Source organism: Desulfurobacterium sp., assembly GCF_027028515.1.
GTDB lineage: Bacteria > Aquificota > Aquificia > Desulfurobacteriales > Desulfurobacteriaceae > Desulfurobacterium_A.
Genome location: NZ_JALVIW010000072.1, coordinates 1 through 26921 on the forward strand (window position 1 = coordinate 1; position 26921 = coordinate 26921).

Annotated in this window: 31 protein-coding genes and 1 tRNA gene; 15 read left to right on the forward strand and 17 right to left on the reverse strand. The window is 39.5% G+C overall.

What is annotated here, in order from left to right:
- The 5 genes from rdgB to MV676_RS06515 all read left to right on the forward strand — a co-directional run.
- A partial coding sequence (rdgB, locus tag MV676_RS06495; RefSeq protein ID WP_297445971.1) for an RdgB/HAM1 family non-canonical purine NTP pyrophosphatase occupies positions 1-535 on the forward strand: 535 nt, incomplete at its 5' end.
- On the forward strand, positions 532-783 hold the full coding sequence (locus MV676_RS06500) for a YggT family protein (RefSeq protein ID WP_022847500.1): 252 nt from the start codon (positions 532-534) through the stop codon (positions 781-783). The genes rdgB and MV676_RS06500, both read left to right, overlap by 4 nt.
- A gap of 1 nt (position 784) precedes the next feature.
- Complete coding sequence (locus MV676_RS06505) at positions 785-1288, forward strand: DivIVA domain-containing protein (protein ID WP_022847501.1); 504 nt, start codon at positions 785-787, stop codon at positions 1286-1288.
- The gene (locus MV676_RS06510) at positions 1245-1469 is read left to right on the forward strand and encodes a DUF167 domain-containing protein (RefSeq protein WP_231378257.1); all 225 of its coding nucleotides are present in this window, start codon (positions 1245-1247) and stop codon (positions 1467-1469) included. The genes MV676_RS06505 and MV676_RS06510 overlap by 44 nt, the downstream gene beginning before the upstream one ends.
- Before the next feature lie 87 nt (positions 1470-1556).
- A complete protein-coding gene (locus tag MV676_RS06515; RefSeq protein ID WP_022847503.1) occupies positions 1557-1847 on the forward strand; it encodes an HU family DNA-binding protein in 291 nt (96 codons plus the stop codon).
- 13 nt (positions 1848-1860) lie between these two features.
- On the opposite strand, the gene folK is transcribed toward MV676_RS06515, so the two are convergent.
- Together folK and MV676_RS06525 are read right to left on the reverse strand one after the other, a co-directional pair.
- Positions 1861-2265, reverse strand: coding sequence for a 2-amino-4-hydroxy-6-hydroxymethyldihydropteridine diphosphokinase (gene folK, locus MV676_RS06520; RefSeq protein WP_022847504.1), 405 nt, complete (start codon positions 2263-2265; stop codon positions 1861-1863).
- Positions 2258-2761, reverse strand: a complete 504-nt coding sequence (locus MV676_RS06525) for a CinA family protein (RefSeq protein ID WP_297445978.1) — start codon at positions 2759-2761, stop codon at positions 2258-2260. The genes folK and MV676_RS06525 overlap by 8 nt, the downstream gene beginning before the upstream one ends.
- Before the next feature lie 63 nt (positions 2762-2824).
- Between MV676_RS06525 and MV676_RS06530 the strand changes: the two genes are divergently transcribed.
- The 3 genes from MV676_RS06530 to MV676_RS06540 are packed head-to-tail and all read left to right on the forward strand — an operon-like array spanning position 2825 to position 5190.
- Positions 2825-3373 carry a LemA family protein gene (locus MV676_RS06530; protein ID WP_297445980.1) on the forward strand — a complete coding sequence of 183 codons (549 nt, stop codon included), beginning with the start codon at positions 2825-2827 and terminating at the stop codon, positions 3371-3373.
- Between the two features lie 4 nt (positions 3374-3377).
- Positions 3378-4307 carry a DUF2207 domain-containing protein gene (locus tag MV676_RS06535; RefSeq protein ID WP_297445982.1) on the forward strand — a complete coding sequence of 310 codons (930 nt, stop codon included), beginning with the start codon at positions 3378-3380 and terminating at the stop codon, positions 4305-4307.
- Positions 4276-5190 (forward strand): DUF2207 domain-containing protein, encoded by a 915-nt coding sequence (locus MV676_RS06540; RefSeq protein WP_297445984.1) that lies wholly within the window; start codon positions 4276-4278, stop codon positions 5188-5190. Before MV676_RS06535 ends, MV676_RS06540 begins: the two co-directional genes overlap by 32 nt.
- Here the strand turns inward: MV676_RS06540 and MV676_RS06545 are convergent, their stop codons facing one another.
- The 5 genes from MV676_RS06545 to purT form a co-directional block, all read right to left on the reverse strand.
- Positions 5191-6435: a bifunctional 3,4-dihydroxy-2-butanone-4-phosphate synthase/GTP cyclohydrolase II gene (locus MV676_RS06545; RefSeq protein ID WP_297445986.1), complete on the reverse strand. Its 1245-nt coding sequence runs from the start codon at positions 6433-6435 to the stop codon at positions 5191-5193.
- Positions 6436-6437: 2 nt separating this feature from the next.
- Positions 6438-7040, reverse strand: a complete 603-nt coding sequence (gene clpP / locus MV676_RS06550) for an ATP-dependent Clp endopeptidase proteolytic subunit ClpP (RefSeq protein ID WP_022847509.1) — start codon at positions 7038-7040, stop codon at positions 6438-6440.
- A 59-nt stretch (positions 7041-7099) separates the two neighbouring features.
- On the reverse strand, positions 7100-8791 hold the full coding sequence (locus MV676_RS06555; protein ID WP_297445988.1) for a GGDEF domain-containing protein: 1692 nt from the start codon (positions 8789-8791) through the stop codon (positions 7100-7102).
- Positions 8792-8863: 72 nt separating this feature from the next.
- A complete protein-coding gene (locus tag MV676_RS06560; protein ID WP_297445990.1) occupies positions 8864-9499 on the reverse strand; it encodes a metallophosphoesterase in 636 nt (211 codons plus the stop codon).
- Positions 9500-10678, reverse strand: coding sequence for a formate-dependent phosphoribosylglycinamide formyltransferase (gene purT, locus MV676_RS06565; protein ID WP_297445992.1), 1179 nt, complete (start codon positions 10676-10678; stop codon positions 9500-9502). It lies immediately after the preceding gene.
- A gap of 114 nt (positions 10679-10792) precedes the next feature.
- Between purT and MV676_RS06570 the strand changes: the two genes are divergently transcribed.
- The 5 genes from MV676_RS06570 to MV676_RS06590 all read left to right on the forward strand — a co-directional run bounded on the left by MV676_RS06570 (position 10793) and on the right by MV676_RS06590 (position 15551).
- Positions 10793-11104 (forward strand): hypothetical protein, encoded by a 312-nt coding sequence (locus tag MV676_RS06570; protein WP_022847513.1) that lies wholly within the window; start codon positions 10793-10795, stop codon positions 11102-11104.
- 17 nt (positions 11105-11121) lie between these two features.
- Positions 11122-12024 (forward strand): 4-hydroxythreonine-4-phosphate dehydrogenase PdxA, encoded by a 903-nt coding sequence (gene pdxA, locus MV676_RS06575; protein ID WP_297445994.1) that lies wholly within the window; start codon positions 11122-11124, stop codon positions 12022-12024.
- 96 nt (positions 12025-12120) lie between these two features.
- A complete protein-coding gene (locus tag MV676_RS06580; RefSeq protein WP_022847515.1) occupies positions 12121-12558 on the forward strand; it encodes an NAD(P)H-dependent oxidoreductase subunit E in 438 nt (145 codons plus the stop codon).
- A complete protein-coding gene (gene nuoF / locus MV676_RS06585; RefSeq protein ID WP_297445995.1) occupies positions 12551-13825 on the forward strand; it encodes an NADH-quinone oxidoreductase subunit NuoF in 1275 nt (424 codons plus the stop codon). The genes MV676_RS06580 and nuoF overlap by 8 nt, the downstream gene beginning before the upstream one ends.
- A complete protein-coding gene (locus MV676_RS06590) occupies positions 13818-15551 on the forward strand; it encodes an NADH-dependent [FeFe] hydrogenase, group A6 (protein WP_297445997.1) in 1734 nt (577 codons plus the stop codon). The genes nuoF and MV676_RS06590 overlap by 8 nt, the downstream gene beginning before the upstream one ends.
- Before the next feature lie 19 nt (positions 15552-15570).
- Here the strand turns inward: MV676_RS06590 and MV676_RS06595 are convergent, their stop codons facing one another.
- The 3 genes from MV676_RS06595 to MV676_RS06605 form a co-directional block, all read right to left on the reverse strand.
- Entirely contained in the window at positions 15571-16605 is a 1035-nt protein-coding gene (locus MV676_RS06595; protein ID WP_297445999.1) for a polysaccharide deacetylase family protein, read from the reverse strand.
- Positions 16535-17344, reverse strand: coding sequence for a glucosaminidase domain-containing protein (locus tag MV676_RS06600; RefSeq protein WP_297446001.1), 810 nt, complete (start codon positions 17342-17344; stop codon positions 16535-16537). The genes MV676_RS06595 and MV676_RS06600 overlap by 71 nt, the downstream gene beginning before the upstream one ends.
- Before the next feature lie 98 nt (positions 17345-17442).
- Positions 17443-20064 (reverse strand): valine--tRNA ligase, encoded by a 2622-nt coding sequence (locus MV676_RS06605; protein ID WP_022847520.1) that lies wholly within the window; start codon positions 20062-20064, stop codon positions 17443-17445.
- A gap of 127 nt (positions 20065-20191) precedes the next feature.
- Here MV676_RS06605 and rpmB point away from each other — a divergent pair, with 127 nt between their 5' ends.
- Positions 20192-20380, forward strand: coding sequence for a 50S ribosomal protein L28 (gene rpmB / locus MV676_RS06610; RefSeq protein ID WP_022847521.1), 189 nt, complete (start codon positions 20192-20194; stop codon positions 20378-20380).
- 18 nt (positions 20381-20398) lie between these two features.
- On the opposite strand, the gene MV676_RS06615 is transcribed toward rpmB, so the two are convergent.
- The 7 genes from MV676_RS06615 to mqnC are packed head-to-tail and all read right to left on the reverse strand — an operon-like array spanning position 20399 to position 26435.
- Positions 20399-20992 (reverse strand): redoxin domain-containing protein, encoded by a 594-nt coding sequence (locus MV676_RS06615; protein ID WP_022847522.1) that lies wholly within the window; start codon positions 20990-20992, stop codon positions 20399-20401.
- A complete protein-coding gene (gene trpC, locus MV676_RS06620; RefSeq protein ID WP_297446004.1) occupies positions 20977-21756 on the reverse strand; it encodes an indole-3-glycerol phosphate synthase TrpC in 780 nt (259 codons plus the stop codon). The genes MV676_RS06615 and trpC overlap by 16 nt, the downstream gene beginning before the upstream one ends.
- Positions 21753-23135, reverse strand: a complete 1383-nt coding sequence (gene glmU, locus MV676_RS06625) for a bifunctional UDP-N-acetylglucosamine diphosphorylase/glucosamine-1-phosphate N-acetyltransferase GlmU (RefSeq protein WP_297446006.1) — start codon at positions 23133-23135, stop codon at positions 21753-21755. Before glmU ends, trpC begins: the two co-directional genes overlap by 4 nt.
- A gap of 10 nt (positions 23136-23145) precedes the next feature.
- Positions 23146-23571, reverse strand: coding sequence for an NUDIX hydrolase (locus MV676_RS06630; RefSeq protein WP_297446009.1), 426 nt, complete (start codon positions 23569-23571; stop codon positions 23146-23148).
- Positions 23572-24396, reverse strand: coding sequence for a DUF3108 domain-containing protein (locus MV676_RS06635; protein WP_297446012.1), 825 nt, complete (start codon positions 24394-24396; stop codon positions 23572-23574).
- A complete protein-coding gene (queA, locus tag MV676_RS06640) occupies positions 24326-25351 on the reverse strand; it encodes a tRNA preQ1(34) S-adenosylmethionine ribosyltransferase-isomerase QueA (RefSeq protein ID WP_297446015.1) in 1026 nt (341 codons plus the stop codon). Before queA ends, MV676_RS06635 begins: the two co-directional genes overlap by 71 nt.
- A 7-nt stretch (positions 25352-25358) precedes the next feature.
- On the reverse strand, positions 25359-26435 hold the full coding sequence (gene mqnC / locus MV676_RS06645) for a cyclic dehypoxanthinyl futalosine synthase (RefSeq protein WP_022847528.1): 1077 nt from the start codon (positions 26433-26435) through the stop codon (positions 25359-25361).
- 108 nt (positions 26436-26543) lie between these two features.
- Between mqnC and MV676_RS06650 the strand changes: the two genes are divergently transcribed.
- A tRNA-Gly gene (locus MV676_RS06650) sits at positions 26544-26619 on the forward strand.
- Positions 26620-26921 lie beyond the last annotated feature (302 nt).

The window sequence follows — 26921 nt, forward strand, 5'->3', positions numbered from 1 at the left end:
GCTAAAAACTCTTGGAATAGAGTCGTTGTCACTTCTTGATTTTGAAGTTACTGAAGCACCTGAAACGGGTAGTACCTTTCTTGAAAATGTCTATCAAAAATCCTCTTTCTACGCTGAGAGGTTAAATATGCCCGTGTTGTCCGATGATTCCGGCCTTGTTGTTGATGCTCTGGGGGGACTTCCAGGCGTTCACTCGTCCCGCTTTGCAGGTGAAGGTGCCACTGATGAAGAGAATTTGAAAAAGCTTGTTGAACTTTTAAAGCACAAGGGGCTTTTTGAATCTCCGGCTTCTTTTGTCTGTTTTATGATGGTTACGTTTCCTGACGGTAAAGGATTCTGGAGTGAGGGCGTTCTTAAGGGAAAAGTCGTAACAGAGCCAAAAGGTAATGAAGGCTTTGGATATGACCCTATCTTTATACCTGAAGGTGATAACAGAACGCTTGCTGAGTATTCTATGATAGAAAAAAACAGAATAAGCCATAGAGGAAAGGCTCTTGAGAAGATAGTTAACCTTTTGAAGGAGAAATTAAAATGATGATGTTTAAGGATTTAATTCACTTTCTCATACAGTTTCTCACATGGTTCATTGTAATAGGTGCAGTTTTTACCTGGATACCTCCGGCCAACAGGCCCCGTTTTGCAGACTGGATAATTGCTGTTACCGACGATTTGCTGGAACCTCTTAGAAAGATTATTCCTCCCCTTGGTGGAATAGACATTACGCCGCTAATTGCTATAATGATTTTGCAGATGATAGACAATTTCATAATAAGGGGTTTTTGACATGGACATTAAATTGAAATTTAATCCAAAAGACATAAGAACCAAGCAGTTTTCTAAAAAAGTTTTTGGTTATAATCCTGATGAGGTTGATGCTTTTCTAATAGAATTATCTAACGAATTTCAAAATTTGCTTAATAAAATTGAACAGATTAGGAGTCAAACACCTGAAAGCAAAATGAAAGAACTTGTTAGAAAAACTAAAAAGAAGATAGAAAAGATAGTGGAAGAGAGTAAAAAAGAAAAAAGGCAACTTGAAGAGGAAAAACGTCGGATTGAGAATGAAATAGAGCAGTTAAGAATTGTTCAGAGGAAAATGGCTAATAAATTGAAATTAACAATAATAGAGATGACAAGAATTTTAGAGGAGATTAAACCTGATGATAAACCTAAAAAAGGGAAAGAATTTCATTCAGGTGGAGGTGAAAGTTCAACCCAAAGGGAGACAGAACGCAATAGTAAAAGTGGAAAACGGGAAGTTGAAGATAAAGGTGACGGCACCGCCTGAAGGCGGTAAGGCAAACGACGCTGTTAGAAGGCTTTTCTCAAAAAATTTAAAAGTTTCAGTTTCATCTGTTGAAATAGTAAAAGGACAGACCTCAAGGGATAAAATTGTGGCAATTTTTACCGAAAATCCTGATAAAGTTGAGAAAAAACTGCTCCAATTGGTATCAGATTTGAAAAGTTAGTTGTAAACTCTTGACAGGAAAAAAAAGAAATAGTATTTTCATTTTAAAGATAGTTTTTAACTATTAATCCTTAATGGAGGGAGCGGTATGACAAAAAGCGAGCTTGTAAGTGCAATTGCCGAGAAGGCAGGTCTCAGAAAAAAAGATGCTGAAGCAGCTCTCAACGCGTTTCTTGAGGTGGTAACAGAAACCCTCAAGAAAGGGGACAAGGTGGAGATTAGAGGTTTTGGTACTTTCCTTATGAAGGAAAGGGCTGCAAGGGTTGCAAGGAATCCTAAAACAGGAAAAGAGGTTAAAGTTCCTCCAAAAGTTGTTCCTGACTTCAAACCTGGAAAAGACCTCAAGGAAGCTACAGAAAAAATTCTTAAGAAAAAGTAATTTTAAGGGGGCTTTAGCCCCCTTTCTCTATCAGTGATGCTGCTTCTTGGAAGAAGTCTCTGTCTTTTAGGCCAGGGTGAGGAATCGTTAGTTTTGTTGTATTAATTTTCACCATTTCATAAAGTAAAATATCTATGTCTATCACCCTTGGTCCCCAACGGTAGGTGGGATATCTTCCAACTTTTTTCTCGAGCTTCTTAAGAATATTTAAGAGTAGAAATGGTGGATGTTCTGTTTCTATCAGGACACCAACGTTAAGAAAGTAAGGTTGTCTTGTTACGCCAAAAGGTGCCGTTTCTGTAATCTCTGTTGTTTTGACTATTTTACCGGCGTACTTTTCTATACCTGAGATAGCTCTTTCTATGTTCTCTCTTCTATTTCCAAGGTTTGTTCCTATGCAGAGGACTACTTTAGCCATCTGCTTCCTCTTTTAATATTGATAGTAGAAGCTTGAGAGCTTTTTTCGCTGCTTTTTTCCTTATCTTATTTCGCCTCTTCACGGGATCCGGATGGCTATCTTTAAATATAAAGCGGTAAACTTCAGTTCTGTTTTTTACCGATACGCCTATGTAGACTAATCCAACAGGTTTTTCAGGTGTTCCGCCAGTAGGTCCCGCTATTCCTGTGGTTGACACGGCACATTCCGTTCCCATTAGTTTTTTTACACCTTCAACCATTTCCCTTGCCGTTTCTTCACTTACTGCACCGTACTTTAAAAGTGTTTCGGCAGATACATTTAAAACTTTCATTTTTATACTGTTATCGTAGGATACGACGCCACCCATAAAGTATTCAGAACTTCCAGGAACATTTACGATTCTTGCTGCAATCAGTCCTCCAGTACAGCTTTCTGCAGTTGATAGTTTAAGTTTTTTCTCAGTAAGTATCTCTTTTAATCTAAACTCTACGCTCATTCTCCCTCCCGAAAATAAAATTAATGATATACTATCAATATAATATCTCTCTGGGGTGTCGTTATGATAAGAGTCGTAATTATATTACTTTTAGTCGTTATCATTCTTTACACCATTTCTACTTACAACCGCTTTCAGTCACTTAAGAACGGTGCAGAAGCAACGTTAGGGCAGATTAAGGTTGCCCTTAAAAAGAGATTAGATATGATTTCTCAACTTGTTAATACTGTTAAAAGCCATGCTAAATTTGAAAAAGAAACGTTTGAAAAGGTTGCAGCTTTGAGGAGTGGAGTAACCAGGGCTGAGACGCCTGAAGAACTTTCGGAGATAGAAAGAGAGACAAGGAGAATAATGGGAGCAATAAACGTTGCTGTTGAAAGTTACCCAGAACTTAAAACATCAACGATTGTTCTCGAGCTTACGCAGGCCATTCAGGACATAGAGAATGAAATTGCCCGCCACAGGTACACTTACAACAATATAGCTCAGGAGATGAATACAAAAATTGATATGTTTCCTTCCAATCTTGTTGCCTCTATGTTTGGATTTAGAAAGCTCTCTTATCTGGAATTTGGTAAAGAGATAAATAAGACACCTGACACTACGTGGTAATGTGATGACTGAAAAGAGGATTTTTACTGCTGCCGTAATAGTTTCTCTCATCCTTGTTTTCGTGGCTTTTTACGACTTCAGGCTCTTGTTTTCTTCGCTCCTTGCTGACTATACGGCTGTTATTACGCTTAATGATACTGTTTCTTTACAGGAAAATTTTGATTTCAGGGTAAAAAAAGATAATAAGTACTCCATGCTTTTTAGAAACTGGAAAGTTCCTCTTACGTTTAAAAATGAAAATTTTAACAATCCTCATATTACTGTGGAATCTTTAAACGCATCTTATCCATGGTACGTTGTTGATTATGCCCATAGGGTTTACCTTCAAACGCCCGATAGAGCTCTTGCTGCTATTTGTAAATCAAAGGCTTTTAATAATGAGATTGGTATAGTTAGAGGTGTGAATGGTGGATTTCTTAAAAGATTTAACAGAGGAATCTATACTCTTTCAGCTTTTTATTCTCTGTATCCACCAATTGAAACAGATGGTAATTTGTCGCATCTGAATATAAAACTTGCCGATTCTCACGTTTTCTATCCTGAGGTGAAAATTATTTTAAAGGATCCGAAATCTTTGATTAAAAAGTTGTACGTTCACATGGTAGATTATTCTGTAAAGGTAGTGCATTCCGGGTATGTTATAACCGGGAAAGCACCTGACGATTCTCTCGTTGAGCTTGAAATGGTTTTAAAGAATCCTTCACCTTTCAAGGGATTTTACAGGCGTGTTTCTGATGTCACAGTTTTAACCGAGAAGATGAACAGGGACTTATATGCGTTTATTGTTAAGATTGCAGATAAACTTGTTATTGTTGCAATTGTTGTTTTTCCATTCTTTATGGTCTATTACTACAACAGGTTCGGCAGTGAGATTTCTGCTACGGTTCCCGAATATATAAGTTTTGTTCCAGATAAAAAGAAAAAGCCTAGTTAATCTGCTGTTCTCTGGAAATGCTACTTCCTGTGATGAGAACGGTTTTTATGCGACACTTTTGGATCTAAAAAGGCGTGGATTGATAGATATTAAGAGTGATGGAAGCGGTGTCATTATAGAGGTTCTTTCTATGCAGGCTGATGATCCTTACGAGGTTAAAGTTCTTTCATTTTTGAAACACTATTCCGAAGATGTAGGTGGAAAAAAACTTTTTATTCCGGAAAGGGTTGAATTAAAGGTTAAAAATCTTGTGAATCAGAAAGATTTGACAGCACTTGAATCTATGAAGAAGAGTTTTGACGCGGTTTTACACTGGAAAGATAATTCTATAGTTTATGATTATCTTGACCTTAAAGGTTATAATCTGTTCAGAGCAGGTGCAATCATTACTGCTGTGATTTTGGTCTTTTTTGCTGCTTCAGTTCTTGTTATAGATAACGTTCTTATAGATACTCAGAAGGTTGTTATTCACTGTGCTGTTTTAATTGCTCAGCTTTTTGTTTTCTTTATCCTGCCACCTCAGGTTCTTGGTAGATGGAAGGAGAGACGTTATAAGGATAGGCTTCTCTGGCAGAGTTTTAAAAACTTTCTTTCAAATATGGCCATGATTAAAAAGTACGCTCCAGAAGATCTTTTGATGTGGAAAGAGTGGCTTGTATATGGTACGGCTCTTGGTGTTGCTGACAAGGTGGAAAAGGCGATGGAAGAGCTGAATGTGCATATCCCTGAAGTTGATATAGAGAGAGGGGTGAGGACCCATTTGGGTGCTGTTTATGTAAGTATAGGAAAAGGAGTTGCTTCTCTATCAAGCGGTTCTGGTAGTGCTGGTGGCGGTTTCGGAGCAGGCGGCGGTTTTGGTGGCGGTGGTGCAGGTGGAAGATAGTTAACTTTCACCATTGTCTATGTCTATGCTCTTTAAAATGTGTCCAAGCTTTTCCTTTTTTGTTTTAAGATATTCTATGTTGTGTTCACATATTCCCGTTTCTATAGGAACTCTTTCAACGATTTCAAGACCATATCCTTCAAGTCCTATTAGCTTTTTAGGATTGTTTGTCATCAACCTCATTTTTCTTACACCTAAGTCTCTTAAAATCTGTGCACCAATTCCAAAATTTCTCATGTCTGCCGGAAATCCTAACTTTAGGTTTGCTTCAACCGTATCGAATCCGTGGTCCTGAAGGTGATAAGCCTTTATCTTGTTTACAAGACCTATCCCTCTGCCTTCCTGCCTTAAATAGACTATTACACCTTTTCCTTCTTCAGCTATCATTTCCATTGCTTTGTGAAGTTGCGACTGGCAGTCACACTTTAGAGAACCAAAAACATCTCCTGTTAAACATTCAGAGTGGACTCTGACAAGTACCGGTTCATCTTCTTTGATTTCTCCCATTACAAGGGCTACATGCTCTTTATTGTCCACTGTGCTTGTGTAGGCGTATATCTTCCAGTTGCCGTACTTTGTTGGTAGATTTGCAACGGCTTCTCTCTTTATAAGTGTGTCTGTTCTCATTCTATATTCAATAAGGTCAGCAATACTTATTATTTTAAGGTTGTGTCTCTTTGCGTATTCTATGAGGGCGGGAAGCCTCATCATTGTTCCATCTTCATCCATAATTTCACATATCACACCGGCAGGATAAAGACCGGCAAGCTTTGCAAGGTCAACGGCGGCTTCCGTGTGTCCTGAACGTTTAAGAACGCCACCCTTCCTTGCTCTTAGAGGAAATATGTGTCCCGGCCTTACAAAATCTTCTGGTCTGGCATCTTTTGCTATGGCTCTTTTTATCGTTATTGCTCTGTCGTAGGCAGATATTCCCGTTGTTGTTCCAAACTTGGGGTGTGCATCTATGGAAACACCGAAGGCCGTTCCTTTAGGGTCTGTTGGCCTTGGCGTCATCATCTCTATGCCTAATTCGTCAAAGCGTTCTTCCGGGAGTGCAAGGCAGATTAATCCTCTACCATACTTTGCCATGAAGTTTATGGCTTCCGGCGTGACCTTTTCGGCAGCCATCACAAGGTCACCTTCGTTCTCTCTATTTGGGTCGTCAACGACAATTATCATTTTTCCGTTTTTTAAATCTTTAATGGCTTCTTCTACGGTGTTGAGGTTGAATCTGCCCTTTACCACTTTTACTCTCCTCTTTTGTAGAGAACTTTGTCAACAATTCCGTACTCTTTTGCCTCTTCGGCACTCATGAAGAAGTCTCTGTCTGTATCTTTTTCAATCTTTCTAACAGACTGGCCGGTGTGGTGAGAAAGAATTTCATTTAGCATCTTTTTGAGTTTCAGTATTTCTTTTGCGTGAATTTCGATGTCTTTTGCCTGTCCCTGAAATCCACCAAGTGGCTGATGAATCATTATCCTTGAATGTGGTAGAGCAAATCTTTTACCGGCTGCACCGGCTGCTAAAAGTACAGCACCCATACTTGCTGCCTGGCCGAGACAAATCGTGCAGACATCAGGTTTTATATATTGCATTGTGTCGTATATTGCAAGTCCTGCTGTTACTACGCCACCGGGACTGTTGATGTAAAGGTAGATATCTTTTTCAGGATCCTCTGCTTCGAGGAATAGGAGCTGTGCAATTATCAGATTTGCTATGTTGTCATCTATCGGCGTGCCGAGAAAAATAATTCTGTCCTTTAAAAGTCTTGAGTAGATGTCGTAAGCTCTTTCTCCTCTTCCAGTCTGCTCTATTACCATTGGAATAAGTTGACTAATAGTCTTGTCCATTGAGACCTCCTGATGTAGTGTGTCTTTAAAAATTAAGATAAATGGATGAATTTTTCAAATCAGATGTTGACAATTACCGGTTTGCCCATGAGAAATCCTTGACCGTAAATTTCAGTAAAGTTGACTTTTTCTGAAAGGTCTATTAATTTTTCTTTAATGTCTTCATTTTCTATATGCTCTGCAACAATCTTTAGATTTTTAAGTTTTGCTAATTCTAAAACATAAGATACAAATAATTGGTCAAGTTTATTGTTTGTTATATTCTGTATTATGCTTCCGTGTATTTTTATTCCGTCAACGGGGAGTATTCTTAAGAGTTCATAATTAGCATACTTAACGCCAAAATCGTCTATGAAAACTTTTATTCCTTTTTTCTTAAGAATAGTAACTTTTTTTACAATATTGGGAATAGCAAGAATATCCTCTCTTTCTGTTAGTTCTACGATAATCTTTTCTGGATTTATGTTTGCGTTTGAGATTTTATCAAGGAACCAGTTGAATTTATTCTGCATAAATAGAGAAGAAAGGTTGATTGAAATTGAAAAATCCGGTTTTTCTTCTTTGAGGAAATCCAGCAATTTTTCCACCATTAAAGTATCAAGCTTTTCTTCTATGTTAGTTTGACATACAAGTTTGATGAATTTTTCTGCTTCTATAACGGTATCGGTTGCTGGAATTCTTGCAAGAGATTCTTTGAACAGCAGCTTTTCGGTTATTAGGCTTTCTATTTTTTGAAGTCCTATTTTGATTTTTTTTCTTCTTATAGCTTCTATTACGTCAAGAGTTAATTTTCTTTGTAAAAGAAAATATGAAATTTCTTCGGGATATATAATTTTTATGTTATTTTCTTTTTTCTTTGCTGTTTTGATTCCTCTATATAATATCCAGAATAATGTGTTGTAATCCATAGTTTTACATCTAGATGTTTCTAATATGACTCCGGTGAAAAATAAAGATAATTTTTCAATGCCTGATTTTACGGGAACTTCAATGGATGTGTTTTGTAGTTCGTTTTGCAGATTTCTCAGTTTTTGAAATACAACTTCTGGCTTTTCTTCAGACAAAATAAAAAATTCATCGTTTTGTATCCTTACGATAGTTGCTTTTTTAAATATTGATTTTAAGAAGGATGCCATATAAGTCAAGATGCTGTTTCCTGCCTGAAATCCGTAATAAATGTTTATGTTTTTAAAATCATTTATATCTACTACTGTTACAGTTCTGGATTTAGTTAATATTTTAGAAAAGTTTCTTATAAGATACGTTTTTGATGGAAGCTTTGTTACAGAATCAGCATCCTGATTTTGCAGTTCACTTGATATTTGTTTAAATAAAATACAATAAGATATAAGAATTAAGATGAATATAAATTTCTTAAACGTTGGAAGTTTTTCCTGAGGAATGTCTATTGAGTTTATTATGTTCTGAAGGAATTTGGCATAATCTTTAATGAAGTCTTCTGTGGGTATATATTTTAAGTGAGTTCTTGCTATTACGTCTATGTGCACATCGATTTTTTCAGCTTTGAATATTTTGTCGAAAAACTCTATTATTATTTCTATAAAACTTTCCTGAAATTTTAGGTCTGCTATTATCTGAGATGAATCTGGCAGGTTTCTTTTTATGAAATCAAGTGTTTGTTTGCTTATTGTTTTTTTGGTTTCATGAGAAAAAAATTTTTTTAAACTTTTTATTTCTTTTAGGTCTTCATTTGTGATGTTGTATACTTTAAGAAGTTCTTTAAACTCCATAATTTTCACCATATTTTAAATTCCGTAGCTAATTTTACACTTAAATTATTGAAATGTCAAGAAAGGGTCTGCTTATATTTCCAGTGTCATTATTGTGTCGGATGCGTTACTTACGTATAAAATATTTTTTGCGACAGGATGGATTCCTGCGAATGATTTAAACTGATGGTAATGCCCAAATATCCACAGTTTTTTAAATTTTATTTCTTTTATGTCATAGATTCTTTTTAATTGCGATACGGAAATTGGTGGATAGTGGGTGACTATTATCCGTGGATTTAATTCCTTTATATGTTTGTAAATTGAACTTTTAGACAGTAAAGATAGCTTTTCTACGAATTTACTGTAGTCCGTAATATTCTTTTTATCCTGATTCGTGAGGTTTTCGGGTGATATGTATATTCCTCCAGTGATTACTATGTTGTTTACCTTAACACATCTGGAAAAATCAAGAATGAAAACATTATCATTTGTCCTATTTTTTATGTAATTTAATTTGTTATAAGGATTATTGCTGTACCATAGTTCAATATTTCCAAATGTATAAATTACCGATTTGTATTTTTTTGAAAGGCTATTTAAAAATTCGATAGTGATGTCAGCGTCAGAGCTGACATCACCGGCGATGATTATCAAGTCACTTTCCGGTTCTATGTTGATGCTGTAAGCTTTTGTTAAATGTAGGTCAGAAATAATGTCGATTTTCATCTACACCACAACCTTTATTTTTGCGGCAGCTTCATTGGCAAGTTTTCTTGCCTCTTCAACACTACTACCTGCTGCTAAGACAACGCCCATCCTTCTTCCAGGCTTTGTGTTAGGCTTTCCGAAGAGTCTTACTTTTACATTTTTCATAGCCATTGCCTCTTCAATACCTGTGTATCCAGGGTTCCATCCTTTAACATCAGAGAGTATCACTTTTGATGCCCCTGCAGGATAGAGTAATTTAGGAGGATTTATGTTAAAGCCAAGTATTGCTCTTACGTGAAGTTCAAATTCACTCATGTCCTGAGTTATCATTGTTACCATCCCTGTGTCGTGCGGTCTTGGTGAGACCTCGCTGAAAATCACATCATCACCTTTTATAAATAGTTCGACGCCAAAGATTCCAAGTCCTCCAAGCTCATCGGTTATTTTTTTGGCAATTTCCTGTGCCCGTTTCCTGGCTCTTTCACTGATACCTGCCGGCTGCCAGCTTTCGTTGTAGTCGCCCTTTATCTGGAGATGTCCTATCGGCTCACAGAAGAATGTTCCATTTACTGCTCTTATTGTTAGTAGTGTTATTTCTGTATCAAATTCAATAAATTCTTCAACGATTACCCTTGTTCCCATTCCCCTCTTCGTACTTTGAGCATATTTCCATGCCTCTTCTATTTCTGCCAATGTTTTTATGATGCTCTGTCCTTTTCCAGAAGATGACATTATCGGTTTTATGACGGCGGGAAGTCCCACGTATTTAACAGCTTCTGCAAGTTCTTCCATCGTATCTGCAAAAGCATACTTTGCAGTTTTAAGGCCCAACTTTTCAGCGGCTACTCTTCTTATTCCCTCTCTATCCATTGTGAGTCTTGTTGCCGTTGCAGTTGGTATTACCGTATATCCCTCTTTCTCAAGTTCAAGTAGTGTAGGTGTATGGATTGCTTCAATCTCTGGAACTATCAGTTCCGGTTTTTCCCTTTCGACGATTGCCCTGATAGCGTTTCCGTCTAACATATCGATAACATAGCTTCTGTGGGCTACCTGCATAGCAGGAGCATTTTGATACCTATCAACCGCTATAACTTCTATCCCAAGTCTTTGTGCTTCAATGGTTACTTCCTTTCCAAGCTCTCCTGAACCAAGGAGCATTATCTTGTCTGCATTTTTAAGTAGTGGTGTTCCTAACATCTTTTCCTCCACAAGTTCTTTAAAAGGTATTATATTAAAGTGAAAAATATTGATAGAATATTAAGGGTGGAAAATCTGAGAAAAATAAATCTATTTTAGAGAGGAGGAATTATTATGGAAGATAGAAAGGAGATAATGGAAGAGAATTTTGATAAAAACAGTAAGTATAAGGCGGAGCTCGAAAATATTTCTGTTTCACTTTTCGCGCTGTTTGAAAAATTGGAGAAGGAGTATGAGGATAAAGTTCAGGAATTATCTGAAAGATGTGAAGCTCTTGAGCAGGAAAATGTGGAGTTGAAGTATAAACTTCGCCAGCTTTCAGAAGAATTGAAGACTTTAGGTGAAAAAATTGTTGCAGAGGTTATTAAAAGAACGTCTCTTCCGCCTGAAAACTTTGGAAATGATACGAACGGAGGCGATTTATAAAAGCTTTAGCCATAACTATGGGTGATCCGGCCGGTGTAGGGCCGGAGATAGTTATAAAAAGCATTGAAAGTCTTAATGCGCTTGGCTTTCCTTTGAGAATTTATTGTTCATTTTCCGTTTTAGAAACTCTTGGTTTTGACAAATTTCGCTCTTTTAAAAATCTTATTTTTGTAGATGTTTTTCCAAACTGTAATATTGTCCCGGGCGTTGTTTCCCTTGAATCTGGCAGGGCACAGTTTGCATATCTTCAGGCGGTTGTAGAGGATTTAAAGAAGGGTTTGCTCTGGGGGGTTGTAACTTTACCTATAAATAAGAAAGCAATCAAACTTGCCGGTTTTAAATTTCCCGGTCATACGGAGTACTTTGCGTCTGAGTTTGGTATTTCCGATTTTGCCATGATGCTTGCAAACTCAAAGCTTAAGGTTGTCCTTGAGACCATTCACGTTCCTTTAAGTAAAGTTCCGATTCTTATCTCTACAGAATCCATTTTAAAAAAAATTTTCCTCGTTCACAGATACTTTCCGAATGAAAGAATAGCTGTTGCAGGACTTAATCCCCATGCCGGTGAGAATGGACTTTTTGGTGACGAGGAGGAAAAGATAATTGTTCCTGCTATAGAAAAGGCAAAAGAAGCCGGTATCCCTGTTGAAGGTCCTTTTCCTTCAGATACTGTGTTTAACAGGGCGATTTCCGGTGAGTTTGGAACGGTGGTATGTATGTATCACGATCAGGGATTGATTCCTGTTAAGCTTACAGGTTTTTCTGAAGCTGTTAATATAACTCTTGGTCTTCCCTTTGTCAGAACATCGGTAGGTCATGGTACCGCCTATGATATTGCCGGTAAGGGTATAGCTGATAACAGAAGTTTTCTATCTGCCGTTAACTTCGCTTTGAGTATTAAGAGTAGAGCTGGTGTGTGAAAATGCGTTTCATTTTTTGTTTATTCTTAATCTGTTAAATTTGACTAATATGTAAAAATTTTGTAAAAATGGGAGAAAACTTCTCGTGAGGGTGTTATGAAAGAGGAAAAGTTCTTTCTGATAGAGGAGCTTCTAAAAATTCAAGAAGAGAATGAACTTCATTATATTCCTGAAGAAAAGATCCTTGAGCTTGCCAAAAAGACCGGTAGAAGTCCCGCCGATATCCACTCTGTGATTTCTTTCTATCCCAGGCTTTCTGATAAACCAAGAGGAAAGTATTTAATAAGGGTTTGTGAGAACCTTCCCTGTCACATAGAAGGTGCTCAGGAAGTTATAGATGCAATTAAAAATTTTTTAGATATAGACTTTGGTCAGTCAACGCCGGATGGGAAGTTCTATCTTGAACGTACTTCCTGCCTTGGATTGTGTGCTGCTGCTCCGGTGATTCTTATAAACAACGTGCCTTACGGAAATTTAACGCCTGAAAAGGTCGTTGAGGTTTTGAAGGAATATATGGAGGGCGACAATGATTGATTTTAAGGTTATTGGGGAACCTATCATTCTTAAAAATGCCCGTAAGATATGTCCCAATGACATAGAAAAGTGTATGGAGGCAGGTAGGTACGGAGCTTTAAGGAAAGCCCTTACTGAAATGAAACCGGAAGAAGTAATAGAGGAGATAAAAAGATCTCAGCTTCGTGGTAGAGGTGGTGCTGGCTTCCCCACGGGGTTGAAGTTTGAACTTGCAGCGAAAGAAAAGTCGGATAAAAAGTACGTGGTTGTTAATGGTGAAGAGGGAGAACCGGGGACATTTAAGGATAGAATAATAATGGAGGATTCGCCACACCTTCTCATAGAGGGGACGATCCTTGCCGGTTACGCGATAGGTGCTGATGAGGGAATAATATGTGTAAGGTGTGACTACATAAAAGCGATTGAAAGACTTGAAAAAGCAATAGCTGATGCTTACGATAGAGGCCTTTTAGGTAAAAATATTTTTGGAACGGACTTTTCCTTTGATATAACCATTGAAAGAGGTGCCGGTGCCTATGTCTGCGGCGAAGAGACAGCGCTTCTTGAGATGATAGAAGGAAAGCGTGGAGAACCGAGAAAAAAACCACCTTTCCCACCGCAGAAAGGGCTTTATGGAAAACCCACTGTTGTTAACAATGTCGAAACGCTTGCAAATCTTCCCTTTATTATAAGTGAAGGTGCAGATAGGTTTCTTGAATTTGGTATAGAAGGTTCTCACGGAACGAAGCTTTTCAGCCTATCAGGAGATATTGAGTGGAAAGGACTTATAGAGATTCCTTTCGGTGCGACAATAAGAAAGATTATAGAACTTGCAGGTGGGGTAAAAGGTGGTAAAAAACTTAAAGCGGTTATTTTAGGAGGAGTATCCGGAACGCTTGTCAGGTACGATGAGGTTGATATCTCGGTCGATTACCATTCACTCGGTGTTATTGAAGCAGGTCCCGGATGTGGAACGATTATTGTCCTTGATGAGACGAGAGATATAGTAGATGTAGCTGAGAATATTATGGAGTTTTTCAGGACGGAATCCTGCGGTAAGTGCCGTCCGTGCAGTCTTGGAACAGTTTCTCTCTGTAATCTTATTCACAGAATAAAAGAGGGTAACGGAACGGTGGAAGACCTTAAAAAAATAGAAAAAATATCCATAGGAATGAGAAAGGCTTCATTCTGCGGACTTGGTCAGACTGCACCCAACATTCTATATCAGTCCATTCAAAAGTTTAGAGATGAATGGCTTGCCCACGTGAGAGGAGGTGAGAATGGCTGAGACGGTTACCATAAAAATAGACGGTAAAAAATACACGGTGGAATCGGGACAGACGATTCTTGAGGTTTGTAAAAAACTTGGTATTTACATTCCCACGCTCTGCTTTATGGGAGAGATAAGCGAAGGCGGACATTGTGGCCTCTGTATTGTTGATGTGAAGGGCGCTAAAACATTTCAGAGGGCGTGCATAACGGAAGTTAGGGACGGCATGGAAGTTGAGACAAACACGCCTGCTGTTAGGGAGGTGAGGAAGACTGTCTTTGAGATGATTTTGGCTGACCACAAAGTAGAGTGTCCGGTCTGCAAAAGGGATGAAACCTGTGAGATAAGAAAAGTCGCAAAACACCTTGGCTTTCCAGACTTTGAAGTGGAACCGATATACAGCGACGAAGGCGTTGACAATTCCATAATTTCAAGGGAACCGGCAAAGTGTATTAAGTGCCAAAGGTGCGTTAATACCTGTGAACTTATTCCTGGTATCGGTATTTACGGGTATTTCGGAAAGGGGCACGATGCAACTGTTGAGCCGCCTGAATCTCTATCAATGTCGGATACACCATGTATTGTGTGCGGCCAGTGTGTCGTAAGATGTCCGACAGGTGCTCTTACAGAGAGAGATGATACCGAAAAGGTTTTAGAGGCTATATATGATCCTGATAAAGTTGTTTTTGTCTCTTTTGCTCCTTCTGTCAGGGTTGCAATAGGTGAACCTTTTGGAATGGAACCTGGAGAGGTTGTGGTCGGAAAACTTGTTTCTGCTTTGAGAAAGCTCGGATTTGACAGGGTTTACGACGTAAACTTTGGTGCAGATCTTACAATTGTTGAAGAGGCCAACGAACTGATTGAAAGGATGAAAAATGGCGGTGTTCTGCCGATGGCAACTTCCTGTTGTCCCGGATGGGTGAGTTTCGTGGAGAGATTTTATCCGGAGTTTATTCCCAACCTCTCTTCCTGTAAGTCACCACAGGCAATGCTTGGTGCACTTGTAAAAAACTACATGAAAGAGGTTGAGGGTATTCCAGAAGAGAATGTTGTTCACGTTACCATTATGCCATGTACGGCGAAAAAGTATGAAGCTTCAAGGCCTGAACTCAGCGGCGATACAGATTATGTTCTGACGACAAGGGAACTTGCAAGACTGCTTAAACGGTTTGATATAGATCTTTCAAAACTGCCGGAAGATGAAGCGGATAAGCCTTTTGGTGATTACACAGGTGCGGCTACTATTTTTGGTGTTACCGGTGGTGTTATGGAGGCTGCTCTAAGGACGGCTGTTGATTGGCTTTCAGGTGATGCTTTTGAAAAGCTTGAATTTACTGCCGTTCGAGGTATGGAAGATCTTAAATTTGCAGAAGTTGATATAAACGGAACAACTGTCAGGGTTGCTGTTGCACATACGCTCTCTGCTGCTGAAAGATTGCTCCAGATGATTAAGAATGGTGAGGTAGAAGTTCACTTCTTTGAGGTTATGGCGTGCCCCGGTGGGTGTGTCGGTGGTGGCGGTCAGCCTATACCTTCAACTGCCGAGGTTGTTAGAAAGAGGGCGGAAGGTCTTTACAGTGATGATGAAAGAAGGGTTTTAAGAAAATCTCACGAGAACCCTTACGTAAAAGCTGTTTACGAGAAATATTTAGGTGCAATTGGTGGTGAGAAAGCCCACCATATTCTTCATACCACTTACAGAAAACGTCCTTCCTGGGAAGAGGTATTTAAGAGGGCTGTTTAAAGGCCCTCTCAATTTTCAATTAATGAATAATCATCCAGATATAATTTGCAAATCTTTTTGTCTTTTTGTTGTAACATTCAACAGATATGCGGTTTTTCCATCGGTTTATTTTTATAGGTTTTGTTAGCTTCACTCTGTTTTTATACTTTTCGGCTTTCGTCCATCCCTTTTCGCTTATGTATATCTGACAGTTTTTATAGTCTTCAGGATTTTCTATTACTGCTTCTATGTTTATCGTGTTGTTATTGATGTATCCTATCGGTGGCGTATGCTTTATGACAGGTAGAGGCTCTTTTTTTAGCATTTTTTTAAATCTTTTCATCTTACTCCAGCTTCCGACAACTGGCTTTCTCGGTATGAGGAAAGGTGATGTGAGGTAGGAGACTGCCGCGTCGTCCTGTGAAAAGAGGGCTTTAAATCCTAACTTTTTTAGTGTTTTTATGTAAACTCTGTTGTATTCGCCGTACGGGAATGCGTAAATTTCTGGTTTTTGTCCCGTTAGCTTTTCTATTCTCTTTTGAGCTTTAAGAGTGTCTTCTTCTATCATTTTCACGTATTTATCAAGGGGCATTGTTTTTATCATCTTTGCAAATCGGAGGTGCTTGTAGGAGTGATTTCCAAACGTTACTTTGGGATACTTTGCAATTTCTTTTAACTCCTCTTTTGTAAGGTAGGCTGGAAATCTTGCTATCCCTTCTGCGTAGAGGAAGAGTGTGAAGGGGTAGCCGTACTTTTTGAGTATTTTAAACGCCTTCATTGTGGAGCGGTAGCCGTCATCTATCGTGATGGCGACAGTTTTGTCAGGTATGGGTTGTTTCTTGTAGAGGTAATCTACGATTGTTTTAAGGGGCACAACTTTATATCTGTGATTTTTAAGGTATGCCATCTGCTTTTTAAAGTCTTTTATGGAGACTGAAGTGGAAGGGCTGTTCTTTTCACCGAACTTGTGATAAATAAGAATTGTTGCGTACCCGGCAAACGCCTTACAACTTAACAGTGCAGTTATCGTAAATGCAGTTATCAAACTGCTGAAGATTGTTTTTCTTGATGACATGCTGAAGCCTCCTTACATACTCGTCTCTCAGTATAGAGTAGTTTCTAAGGTATTTCGCAAGTTTCAGAGGATTTTTCTCTTTTAACCTTACCTTTCTTAACTCTCTGTACGCCCAGCCGGTATTTATATTGTAGTAGTAATCTTCAATTGATAAAAGTAGCGAAGGATACTTCCGTAATCTTGCATCGCTTCCCTTTGCTTTTATCGCTTCTGCTTCTTTTTTAAATGTCCATATTCCAAAGATATTATTTCCCTCAACAAAGAATCGGGATGTTCCCCACCCGCTCTCTATCGCCGCCTGAGCTATGATAAGGCTTGGCGGTAGTGTGTTGACTCTAATTAGCAGTTCATCTATATCCTTTGTTCTGTATTTCTTTTCCATGCGGGTGAGAAATCTCTTTTCCTTCTCTGATAAAGTTTTTCCATTTTTAATTTTCTCTTTTATCCTGAGAAGAATTTTACGCTCTTTGTTGATTATACAGTTTGCCTTGAGGACTGCAGGAACAATCATAGCGATAAAGGCCTTTTTCCTTTTTGAAGGGCTTAAATCAAGAAGATTGGAAGGTTCTTTAGCAGTCTGCTTTGGTAGGACACATATTTTTTCCTCTATTTTCACCGTGGTTTTATTTTCACTTGTTGTTTTGTTTACTGTCTGGAAAGTTTCTCTTTCAGCCTTTTTCCCGCAGCCAGAAATTATAAAAGTAGATACGAACAACACTACGACAAGGCGTTGAAACATATTGAAGAGCACCTCTTTAAAAGATTTTCACAGGTGAAATTTATTCTTTTTTAGATAGAGTTCAAGGAAAGGTAAAAGCCGCCCTGCGGCGGCCTTTGTTAAAGATTTTTAAGCTGATCGAGTGTTTGGGAGAGTTTGTTGTAGATCTCTTTTATCTCTTCAAGTTTTTTCCTGTCTTTTTCAATAACCTCTTTTGGTGCCCTTGACAGGAAGTTTTCGTTTGAAAGTTTCTTCTCAAGTTTCTTGATATCTTTTTCAAGGGATTTAAGCTTCTTGTCAATCTTGTCAATCTCTTTTTCTATCTCTATCAGGTCGCCGACTTTTACATAGACCTCTATTCCTGGAAGGAAGAAGGAGAGTGCCTTCTCAGGTTTTTTGTCTGTAAAGTTAACTGATGAAACTCTTGCAAGCTGCTGGATTCCGGGTTCCATAATTTTGATAGTCTCTTTCAGCTTTTCGTCGCCTGTTTTTATCTCTATTGGGACAGCTGTTGAAGGTGGAATGTTAACCTCTGCTTTTACGTTTCTTACACCTCTTATGATTTCTCTCACAGTATCAACAATTTCTGCCTCTTCATATAAAAGTTCTTCTTCCGGCCATGGTGCTATGACGATAGATTCCGCGTCCTTGTTTGGAAGCTTCTGGTATATTTCTTCCGTTATGAAAGGCATGAACGGGTGAAGAAGTTTCATCGCATCCCTTAAAACTTTAAACAGGACAAATGCTGCGGTTCTCTTTTCCGTTTCAGTGCCTTTGTAGATTCTGTTCTTTGAAAATTCTACATACCAGTCTGCAAGTTCGCCCCAGATGAACTGGTATATGGCTTTTGCAGCGTCGTTGAAGCGGTAGTTTGTAAGTTCTTTATCAACAGTTTTTGCCGTTTCAGACAGCTTTGTAAGGATCCACTTGTCTTCAGGATAAAGTTTCTTTTCCCCTTCCGTGTTTATGTTTTCGGTTGCCGTGAAGATGAATCTTGCAACGTTCCATATCTTGTTGGCAAAATGGCGGTATCCTTCTATGATTTTTTCAGAAAGTCTTATGTCTCTTCCCTGTGCGGCAAGAGCTGCAAGTGTGAACCTTAGCGTATCAGCGCCAAACTTTTGAATCATATCAAGGGGATCAATAACGTTGCCCTTTGTTTTGCTCATTTTCTGGCCGTGTTCGTCCCTTACGAGGGCGTGAACGTAAACATCAGAGAAAGGCTTTTTGCCTGTGAAGTGGTATCCCATCATCATCATTCTGGATACCCAGAAAAAGATAATGTCAAATCCTGTAACAAGCAGATCTGTTGGATAGAAGGCTTTTAGGTCGTCTGTATTTTCAGGCCATCCTAACGTTCCGAAGGGCCATAGTGCTGAACTGAACCAGGTGTCAAGGACATCTTCGTCCTGATAGATGTTTTTGCTTCCGCACTTTTCACACCTGTCTGGTGTCTCCTCTGTAACGGTCAGGTGACCGCACTCTTCACAGTACCAGACTGGAATTCTGTGTCCCCACCATATCTGTCTTGATATACACCAGTCTCTTATGTTGTACATCCAGTCAAAGAACGTGTTTTCCCACTGCCTGGGTATGAACTTGATTTCACCCGTTTTAACCGCTTCAATGGCTTTTTCCGCGAGAGGCTTTGTTTTTACAAACCACTGGTCTGAAAGGTAAGGTTCTACAACTGTTTTACATCTGTAGCAGTGTCCTACCGAGTGAACGTGTTCTTCAACCTTTTCAAGCAGTCCTTCGTCTTTTAGCATTTTTACGATTGCTTCTCTTGCCTCGTACCTGTCCATTCCCTTAAATGGTTCAACGGTTATCTTTGCCCAGTCGTCCATTATCTGTATAGGTTCAAGGCCGTGTCTGTTTCCAATTTCAAAGTCGTTAAAATCGTGAGCGGGTGTTATTTTTACGGCGCCCGTTCCGAACTCCATGTCAACGTATTCGTCGGCTATTACAGGTATCTCTCTGTTAACGATCGGAAGGAGAACCTTTTTGCCGATCAGGTCTTTATACCTTTCATCATTTGGGTTTACTGCTACGGCGACGTCACCCAACATTGTTTCAGGTCTTGTTGTTGCAACTACGATGTACCTTCCCTCTTCGCCGACAACCGGATATTTGATGTACCAGAGGTTTCCTCTCTCCTCCTCGTGTTCTACTTCAAGGTCGGAAAGTGCGGTGTGGCACCTTGGACACCAGTTGATGAGCCTTTTTCCTTTATATATTAACCCCTCTTTGTAGAGCGTTACGAAGGCTTTTCTGACGGCTCTTGAGAAACCTTCGTCCATTGTGAATCTTTCTCTTTCCCAGTCGCAGGAGGTTCCCAATTTTTTGAGCTGGTTGATTATTCTTCCGCCGCAGGATTCTTTCCATTCCCAGACTCTTTTCAGGAAGTTTTCTCTTCCAACATCGTGTCTTGTTAGTCCTTCCTGTGCAAGTTGTTTTTCAACAACCCATTGAGTTGCGATACCTGCATGGTCAGTTCCGGGAATCCAGCAGACCTCGTATCCTTTCATCCTTTTCCATCTGCAGATTACGTCCTGGAGTGTTGAGTTCAGCGCGTGTCCTATATGGAGGACACCTGTTACGTTTGGCGGGGGAAGAACAACGCTGAATTTTGGCTTCTCGCCGCTTAATACTTTCTTTTCGTCTGCGTGGAAGTAACCTTTTTCAAGCCATTCCTGGTACCATTTATCCTCAAACAGTGCTGGATTGTAAGTTTTTTCCATCGGGAGCCTCCTTGTGCTGATAGTTGAAAAAGTGAAAAGATTATACACCATTCGTTAGGTCTGCCCTTTACTTTTTTATATTTTGATGATAAATTTGCACCTTGCAATCAGGTAAGGAGGTGATACTATGGCTAAGTGTGCAATTTGCGGAAAAGAGACAATCTTTATCAATAAGGTCAGCCACTCTCACAGAGTTTCAAGTAAGAGGCAGAAGCCAAACCTTCAGAAAATCAGAGCTGTTGTAAACGGTGAAAAGAAGAGAATCTGGGTTTGTACCAAGTGCCTCAAGGCTGGAAAAGTAGTTAAGGCAGGTTAATTTGCGGCTTCGGCCGCTTTACTTTAACCTTTCAACAGTTTTTTCTACGTTCCTTGCAAATTCTTCAACAGATGTTGTTCCTATGTTATCTGAGTAGAACCTTACAAATCCTTCTTTGTCTATAAAGATAGATGCGGGTAACTTTTTAATCTTCAGTTGATCCTTAAACTGCTTGTAAATGTATGAATCTGCTGTTAGGTGGACACTTTTAAGCTTCATGTCCTTTTTGTATCTTAGAAGAATTGGATAGTCAGCATCGTTTACATCAACGCAGAGAATGATTACATTGTCATTTTTCTCCGCTATCTCGTCAAGCTTTTTTATTAACTCTTCTGATAGCGGTGAGTAGGGGTTTTCAAAGAAAAATACAACTATCTCTTTTCCCTTTGCATTTTGAAGTTCAACGGTTCCCTTTAGTGTCCTTGCTTTGAAATCGGGTGCTGGAATCTTACTCTTTTCCGCTTTGTAAGGTTTCTTGTTGAGAACCTTTTCTTTCATGTTCTCTTCGGTAGGCCTTCTATCTTTAGGTAGGAGAATATACCAATCTGCAAATGCAGGAGCTGTTGTCAGTTGTGCTATGAGAATAGTAGCCGCTATCAGTCTTCTATCCATTCTTTCAGCAACTCCTCTGGATTTTCGCTTCTCATAAGTGTTTCACCTATTAGGAATCCATCAACGCCCTTTTCTTTAAGATATTTTATGTCATCTTTTTCCTTTATGCCGCTTTCTGTAATGCATACCTTTCCGGCCTCTTTTATTATCGGCAACAACCTCTCTGTTGTTGATAGTGAAACAGTGAAAGTTTTAAGGTTTCTGTTGTTTATGCCGATAATTTCAGCGTCCGCTTTGATAGCCCTTTCCACCTCTTCCCTGCTATGGGCTTCAACTAAAGGTTCCATTTCAAGGTCTCTTCCAAGTGATATAAAGTTTCTAAGTGTTTCATCATCAAGTATGGCCACTATAAGGAGGAATGATGAGGCGCCGAGGGCTTTGGCTGCGTATATCTGAAATTCATCAATAATAAAGTCTTTTCGGAGTACGGGTAGCTTTACCGTTTCTGCAACCTCTTTAAGATAGAGAGGTGAACCTTTGAAAAACTCTGCGTCTGTGAGAACGGAAATAGCTGCGGCGCCGCCTCTTTCGTAGCTTTTTGCAATCTCCACGGGGTTAAAGTCTTCCTTTATTATTCCCTTTGATGGTGATGCTTTTTTGACTTCTGCGATGACGTTGGTGCGGTTTTTCGGAAAAGCCTTTTTAAAGTCAAACAGTGTTTCTTTTTCCTTTGCAATCTTTTTTACGGCGTCAATATCTATTTCGTTTTTTCGCCTTTCAACCTCTTTTATTTTAAAAGCCACAATTTTTTCTAAGATGTTCACTTTTTCTTCCTCTTGTTTCTTTCTCTTATCTTCTCTGCCCTTCCTTCAAGATTAACCTGTTTTGCCCTTGCAATCGCAAGTGTATTTTCAGGTACATCTTTTGTGATGACGGAGCCTGCCGCCGTAATCGCATTGTCACCGACGTTGACAGGTGCTATGAAGAGGGTGTTGCTTCCGACAAAAACGTTTTTGCCTATTTCCGTTCGCCATTTATTGTATCCGTCATAATTGCAGGTGATTGTTCCGGCACCGATGTTTGTATTTTCTCCGATGGTGCAGTCACCCAAGTATGTTAAATGGTTTGCCTTTGCACCTTTTTTAAGATGAGCCTTTTTCGTTTCTACGAAGCTGCCTGTTTTTGCGCCTGTCTCAATCACAGTGCCTTCTCTTAACCTTGAGAAGGGCCCTGCCGATGCACCTTTTTTAAGATGAGCCTTTTCAACGTGACAGTGGGTTTTCACTTCTGCATCATCTTCTATTGTTGAATCTACTATTTCCGTGAATGCACCTATCGTGCACCGCTCACCTATGAATGTTTTACCTTTTATATAGACGGGACCGAATATTTCAGTGTCCTTTCCTATTCTAACTTCCGGTTCGATGTAGCAGGATTCGGGATTGTGGATTGTTACGCCGTTTAGCTGATGATTTTTCAAGATTCTTTCACTCAAAATTCTTTCTGCTACGGAAAGTTCGTATCGGTTATTTACGCCCATTATTGAGTTAAAGTCTTCCGTTTTTATGGCTGTTACTTTTAAATCTTTCTCTTTGAATATTTTCAGGACGTCAGTGAGGTAGTATTCATCCTGGGCATTGTCGTTTTTAAGACTTTTGAGTGCTTCAAAGAGTAGTTTTGCTTTAAAAGCGTATATACCTGAGTTTATCTCTCTTATCTTTTTTTCTTCATCGGTGGCATCTTTTTCTTCAACGATTTTTAGAACCTCTCCACCCTTCCTTACAACCCTTCCGTATCCGTGTGGGTTCTCTGTTTCACCTGTTAGAACTACCATGTCACTATCTATTGAAGTAAGGTTTTTAATGTCTTCAGGTTTTACTAAAGGTGTATCACCGTTTAATATTACGACCTTTCCGCTATAGTCTTTTAATCGTTCTTCCGCACAGAGGACTGCGTGTCCGGTGCCTAACTGCTCTTCCTGGACAACGGTTTTAACGTTCAGATTTTCCCTTTCTATGAACTCTTCTACAAGGTCTTTCTTATGCCCTATGACTACGATTATTTCTTCTGCGCCGGCTTCTTCTGCCGATTTTACAACGTACCATAACATCGGTTTCCCGAGTATTTTGTGCAGTACTTTCGGAAGTTCCGATTTAAAACGGGTTCCCTTTCCCGCTGCCAGTATTATGACTTTAAAGCCCATCCTCTCTCCCTCAATACTTTCCTTCAAGGTAGTCTCTCAATATTTTCCCGTGGTCAAAGACAATTTTTTCAAAGGATATTTCATCGTAAGGAACCACAATTGCCCTTTTTGCATCATCCGCACCTTCGGGTTTTCCACGGGCAACACATTCAAAGACAACGGATACCGTATGTTGTCTTGGATCTCTATTTGGATCTGAATAGACGTGAAACTGTCTCAAAATAACGATGTCAAGCCCGGTTTCCTCTTTCATCTCTCTTATTACTGCCTCTTCGACCGTTTCGCCGTAATCTACAAATCCACCGGGAAGTGCAAGTCCGACGGGAGGATACTTTCTCTCTATCAGAACAATTCCTTCGAATTTACCTTTCTCATTCTGTACGTTTATAATCCCGTCAACCGTAAGGTAGGGTGTCTTTATGTTAACAACGGCCATCTATCTGCCTCCTTTTCTGTACTTTTCAAGCTCGGCGCTCACAGAGCCTATCGTGATGTCGCCGGAGATTTTTACCGGCAGATGGCTTTCGTCTGTTGTGAGCCACATGTAAACGTCCCCTTTCATTTTAAATACGCCTTTTGGTGTTACTTCTGATGATAGTGAACATTTGTACGTTTCAAATGTTCCTGCAGGGACTTCAACCTTTTCCTTTCCAAGAACCTTTACGTGAGTCATGATAAATTTCTTGCCTGTGAAAACGGGAAAGTCAGTATGGGCACCAACCTCAAATATGCCGTGTTTTCTGAAGAAATAGATACCGGTCATGAGGTCTTCAAACGGTATGGACGGTATTTTATACTCTTTCGTTGTTGGGTCGTGCCCGGGTTTCTGTTTAACAACGGTTACCGTCATATTGTTGAGATCGTAACTGAAAAGTTTATCCTTTACGTAGGTTCCTTCCCTCTGGGACATAAACGTTTTTACAGGTGTTTTGAGTTTTATATCCCACAGGCTATACCCCGTGTCCCTTATATCTTTAAAGAATCCAACAATGCCTGCGGTTCTTACCTTTGACTGGATTCTTAGGTACTCTGTTCCGTTTTTCGTTACCTTTGCGACATCACTTTCAGCGTTTGCCACGTGAAAGAAGAGCCAGTGGAGTGAATACTCCAACTTTTCACCGTCAAAGTTGTAGGATGTGCCGTTTTCGTTGTAGTTGTACACCGGTTTAAACTCCTTTTTTGCCTCTTTGCTAATAGATGAACATGGCATCGCCATAACTGTAAAAGCGATAGCCGTGTTTAACAGCCTCTTTATAAGCATTTAGCACCTTCTCCCTGCCTGCAAATGCACATACAAGCATTAAAAGTGTAGATTTCGGTAAGTGAAAATTTGTAATGATTGCATCTACAACTTTAAAATTATAACCTGGATATATAAAAAGATTTGTGGAACCTTCAAGAACTTTTGCCTTTCCCTTTTCGTCAAAGCCACTTTCAAGTGTTCTTACAACGGTGGTGCCTACCGCTACTACTCTTCGCCCTTCTTTTTTTGCCCTTTCTACTTCTTCTGCCGTATCTTCAGGTATTTTAAAGCTTTCGTAGTGCATCTTATGCTTTTCGACTTCATCGACCTTAACAGGCTTGAACGTTCCGAGTCCTACATGGAGCGTTACTTCTTTAATAATGACGCCTTTATCCTTTAATTTCTTAAGGAGTTCCTGGGTGAAGTGAAGTCCTGCTGTAGGAGCTGCCACCGCTCCTTCCTCCTTTGCGAAGACGGTTTGATATTCTTCTCTATCTTTTTCCGTGTCCTCCCTTTCTATATAAGGGGGAAGTGGAACGTGGCCAATTTCGTATATTTTTTCAAGTGTCGGTTTTTTTGAGTGAAAGCGGATTATCCTTTTCCCTTCGTCTTCTATTTTAAGAATTTCACAGGATATTTCATCGTCAAATATCACTTTTTTCCCCGGTTTTAATCTTCTCCCCGGCTTTCCTATTGCTTCCCAGACATCCTTTTCTATCTGTCTTGTTAGAAATATTTCAACTTTTCCGCCGGTTGGGAACTTTCCTAAAAGCCTTGCAGGTATGACTTTTGTATTGTTGATAACAAGGACATCCCCCGGTTTTAGATAGTTTTCGATATCTCTGAAAATTTTGTGTTCTATCTCTCCGGTTTTCCTATTAAGCACTAAAAGTTTTGCACTGTCCCTCGGTTCTACCGGAAATTTTGCTATCAAATGTTCGGGAAGTTCGTAATCAAAAAGGAAGACTTTCATCGCCACCTCAGTATCTTTTTATCGGTTGGTAGAGGGTTGTTCTCTGAACGGGTGTAAAACCGGCATCTTTTATCAGTCTTATGATTTCGGAGAGGGGAATTCTGTACTTTACACCTGCTGCTGCAACAACGTTTTCCTCTATCATAAGGGAACCAAAGTCGTTTGCACCAAATTTGAGGGCTACCTGAGCCATTTTCCCGCCTTGAGTTACCCAGGAGGCCTGTATGTTTTTGATGTTATCCAAGTATATTCGGGATACGGCTAATACCTTTAGATATTTTATTCCGGATGCCTTTTCCTTTACCTCCTGCCCAAGTTCGGTGTGATCTGGTTGATAACTCCAGGGAATAAATGCGGTGAATCCGCCGGTCTTATCCTGCAAATTTCTGATAACTTTTAAATGATTTACTATATCCTCATCAGTATCAACGCTTCCAAACATCATCGTTGCGGTTGTTCTTAATCCTTTCTTGTGTGCCGTTTCATGAACTTTAAGCCACTCATCTGTTTTGGCTTTGTTGGGAGCGATGCGGTTTCTGACTTTGTCAACCAATATTTCTGCTCCACCACCAGGAATAGAACCAAGGCCGGCCTTCTTTAACCTTTCTATTACATCTTCTATGGAAATGTTAGAAACCTTTGCTATGTGGAGAATTTCAGGTGCTGAGAAGCCGTGGACGTGGATTTCCGGAAACTCTTTTTTAATGAAGCGTAACATCTCTTCGTAGAATTCTATTTTTAAATCTGGATGGAGACCACCTTGAAGTAGAATAGCAGTACCGCCGAGTTCTACGGTTTCTCTAATTTTTTCTCTTAGCGTTTCCTTTGAAATGACGTAGGCGTCTTTATCTTCTTTGTTTCTGTAGAAGGCACAAAACCTGCATTTGCAGATACAGATGTTTGTATAGTTGATATTTCTGTCTATAACAAAAGTGACTTTCTTCTCTGGATGTATTCTGTTCCTTACGAAATTTGCTAAAAATCCGAGGGAAAGCAAATCCTCACTTTTAAGAAGGTGTACAGCTTCGTCTTCTGTGATCCTTTCACCTTTATAGACCTTTTCTATGATTGTATTGAGTGACATTCGAGACTCCTGTAAAATTTTGCTCAATTATACCTTAAAACTATTGACACAGAGTCTGTGGTGCCTAAATTATTTATTCGCTCTTTGATACAAGATACAGTTGAATAAGCGGGCGTAGCTCAGTTGGTAGAGCACAACCTTGCCAAGGTTGGGGTCGCGGGTTCAAGTCCCGTCGCCCGCTCCATAATAGGTATTTTTCGAATAAAGTTCCCAAAAAAGCTTCAAAAAAGTTGACACAAGAATTTTACAGCCTATATTTACCACCCGCGCAAGATGAAATCGATAGAAAAAGCCGGAAAGAGGGTTGACACCCGTTAGTTGGCGGCATAAATTTAAACCTTGCGCGGAAAGAAAGTTGTAAAAGCTCTTTGACAACAGAATAAGGGGTGTGTGCCTGCGGAAGCTGGAAATACAGGTTACCTGGAGAGGTAACTTTTAATTGAGGTGTTCCGCAGGTTCGCGAGATAGAGCCTTGCGTACTCTGAA

Coding starts and splice junctions, on each gene's coding strand:
- pdxA (WP_297445994.1), top strand. CDS start 11,122: ATGGGTGATCCGGCCGGTGTAGGGCCGGAGATAGTTATAAAAAGCATT.
- queA (WP_297446015.1), bottom strand. CDS start 25,351: ATGAAAGTCTTCCTTTTTGATTACGAACTTCCCGAACATTTGATAGCA.
- MV676_RS06600 (WP_297446001.1), bottom strand. CDS start 17,344: ATGTTTCAACGCCTTGTCGTAGTGTTGTTCGTATCTACTTTTATAATT.
- MV676_RS06530 (WP_297445980.1), top strand. CDS start 2,825: ATGATAAGAGTCGTAATTATATTACTTTTAGTCGTTATCATTCTTTAC.
- MV676_RS06555 (WP_297445988.1), bottom strand. CDS start 8,791: ATGGAGTTTAAAGAACTTCTTAAAGTATACAACATCACAAATGAAGAC.
- MV676_RS06535 (WP_297445982.1), top strand. CDS start 3,378: ATGACTGAAAAGAGGATTTTTACTGCTGCCGTAATAGTTTCTCTCATC.
- MV676_RS06515 (WP_022847503.1), top strand. CDS start 1,557: ATGACAAAAAGCGAGCTTGTAAGTGCAATTGCCGAGAAGGCAGGTCTC.
- nuoF (WP_297445995.1), top strand. CDS start 12,551: ATGATTGATTTTAAGGTTATTGGGGAACCTATCATTCTTAAAAATGCC.
- MV676_RS06570 (WP_022847513.1), top strand. CDS start 10,793: ATGGAAGATAGAAAGGAGATAATGGAAGAGAATTTTGATAAAAACAGT.
- MV676_RS06630 (WP_297446009.1), bottom strand. CDS start 23,571: ATGGCCGTTGTTAACATAAAGACACCCTACCTTACGGTTGACGGGATT.
- MV676_RS06525 (WP_297445978.1), bottom strand. CDS start 2,761: ATGAGCGTAGAGTTTAGATTAAAAGAGATACTTACTGAGAAAAAACTT.
- clpP (WP_022847509.1), bottom strand. CDS start 7,040: ATGGACAAGACTATTAGTCAACTTATTCCAATGGTAATAGAGCAGACT.
- purT (WP_297445992.1), bottom strand. CDS start 10,678: ATGTTAGGAACACCACTACTTAAAAATGCAGACAAGATAATGCTCCTT.
- MV676_RS06580 (WP_022847515.1), top strand. CDS start 12,121: ATGAAAGAGGAAAAGTTCTTTCTGATAGAGGAGCTTCTAAAAATTCAA.
- folK (WP_022847504.1), bottom strand. CDS start 2,265: ATGGCTAAAGTAGTCCTCTGCATAGGAACAAACCTTGGAAATAGAAGA.
- MV676_RS06590 (WP_297445997.1), top strand. CDS start 13,818: ATGGCTGAGACGGTTACCATAAAAATAGACGGTAAAAAATACACGGTG.
- MV676_RS06615 (WP_022847522.1), bottom strand. CDS start 20,992: ATGGATAGAAGACTGATAGCGGCTACTATTCTCATAGCACAACTGACA.
- glmU (WP_297446006.1), bottom strand. CDS start 23,135: ATGGGCTTTAAAGTCATAATACTGGCAGCGGGAAAGGGAACCCGTTTT.
- MV676_RS06635 (WP_297446012.1), bottom strand. CDS start 24,396: ATGCTTATAAAGAGGCTGTTAAACACGGCTATCGCTTTTACAGTTATG.
- MV676_RS06560 (WP_297445990.1), bottom strand. CDS start 9,499: ATGAAAATCGACATTATTTCTGACCTACATTTAACAAAAGCTTACAGC.
- mqnC (WP_022847528.1), bottom strand. CDS start 26,435: ATGTCACTCAATACAATCATAGAAAAGGTCTATAAAGGTGAAAGGATC.
- MV676_RS06595 (WP_297445999.1), bottom strand. CDS start 16,605: ATGTCATCAAGAAAAACAATCTTCAGCAGTTTGATAACTGCATTTACG.
- rpmB (WP_022847521.1), top strand. CDS start 20,192: ATGGCTAAGTGTGCAATTTGCGGAAAAGAGACAATCTTTATCAATAAG.
- MV676_RS06505 (WP_022847501.1), top strand. CDS start 785: ATGGACATTAAATTGAAATTTAATCCAAAAGACATAAGAACCAAGCAG.
- MV676_RS06605 (WP_022847520.1), bottom strand. CDS start 20,064: ATGGAAAAAACTTACAATCCAGCACTGTTTGAGGATAAATGGTACCAG.
- MV676_RS06500 (WP_022847500.1), top strand. CDS start 532: ATGATGATGTTTAAGGATTTAATTCACTTTCTCATACAGTTTCTCACA.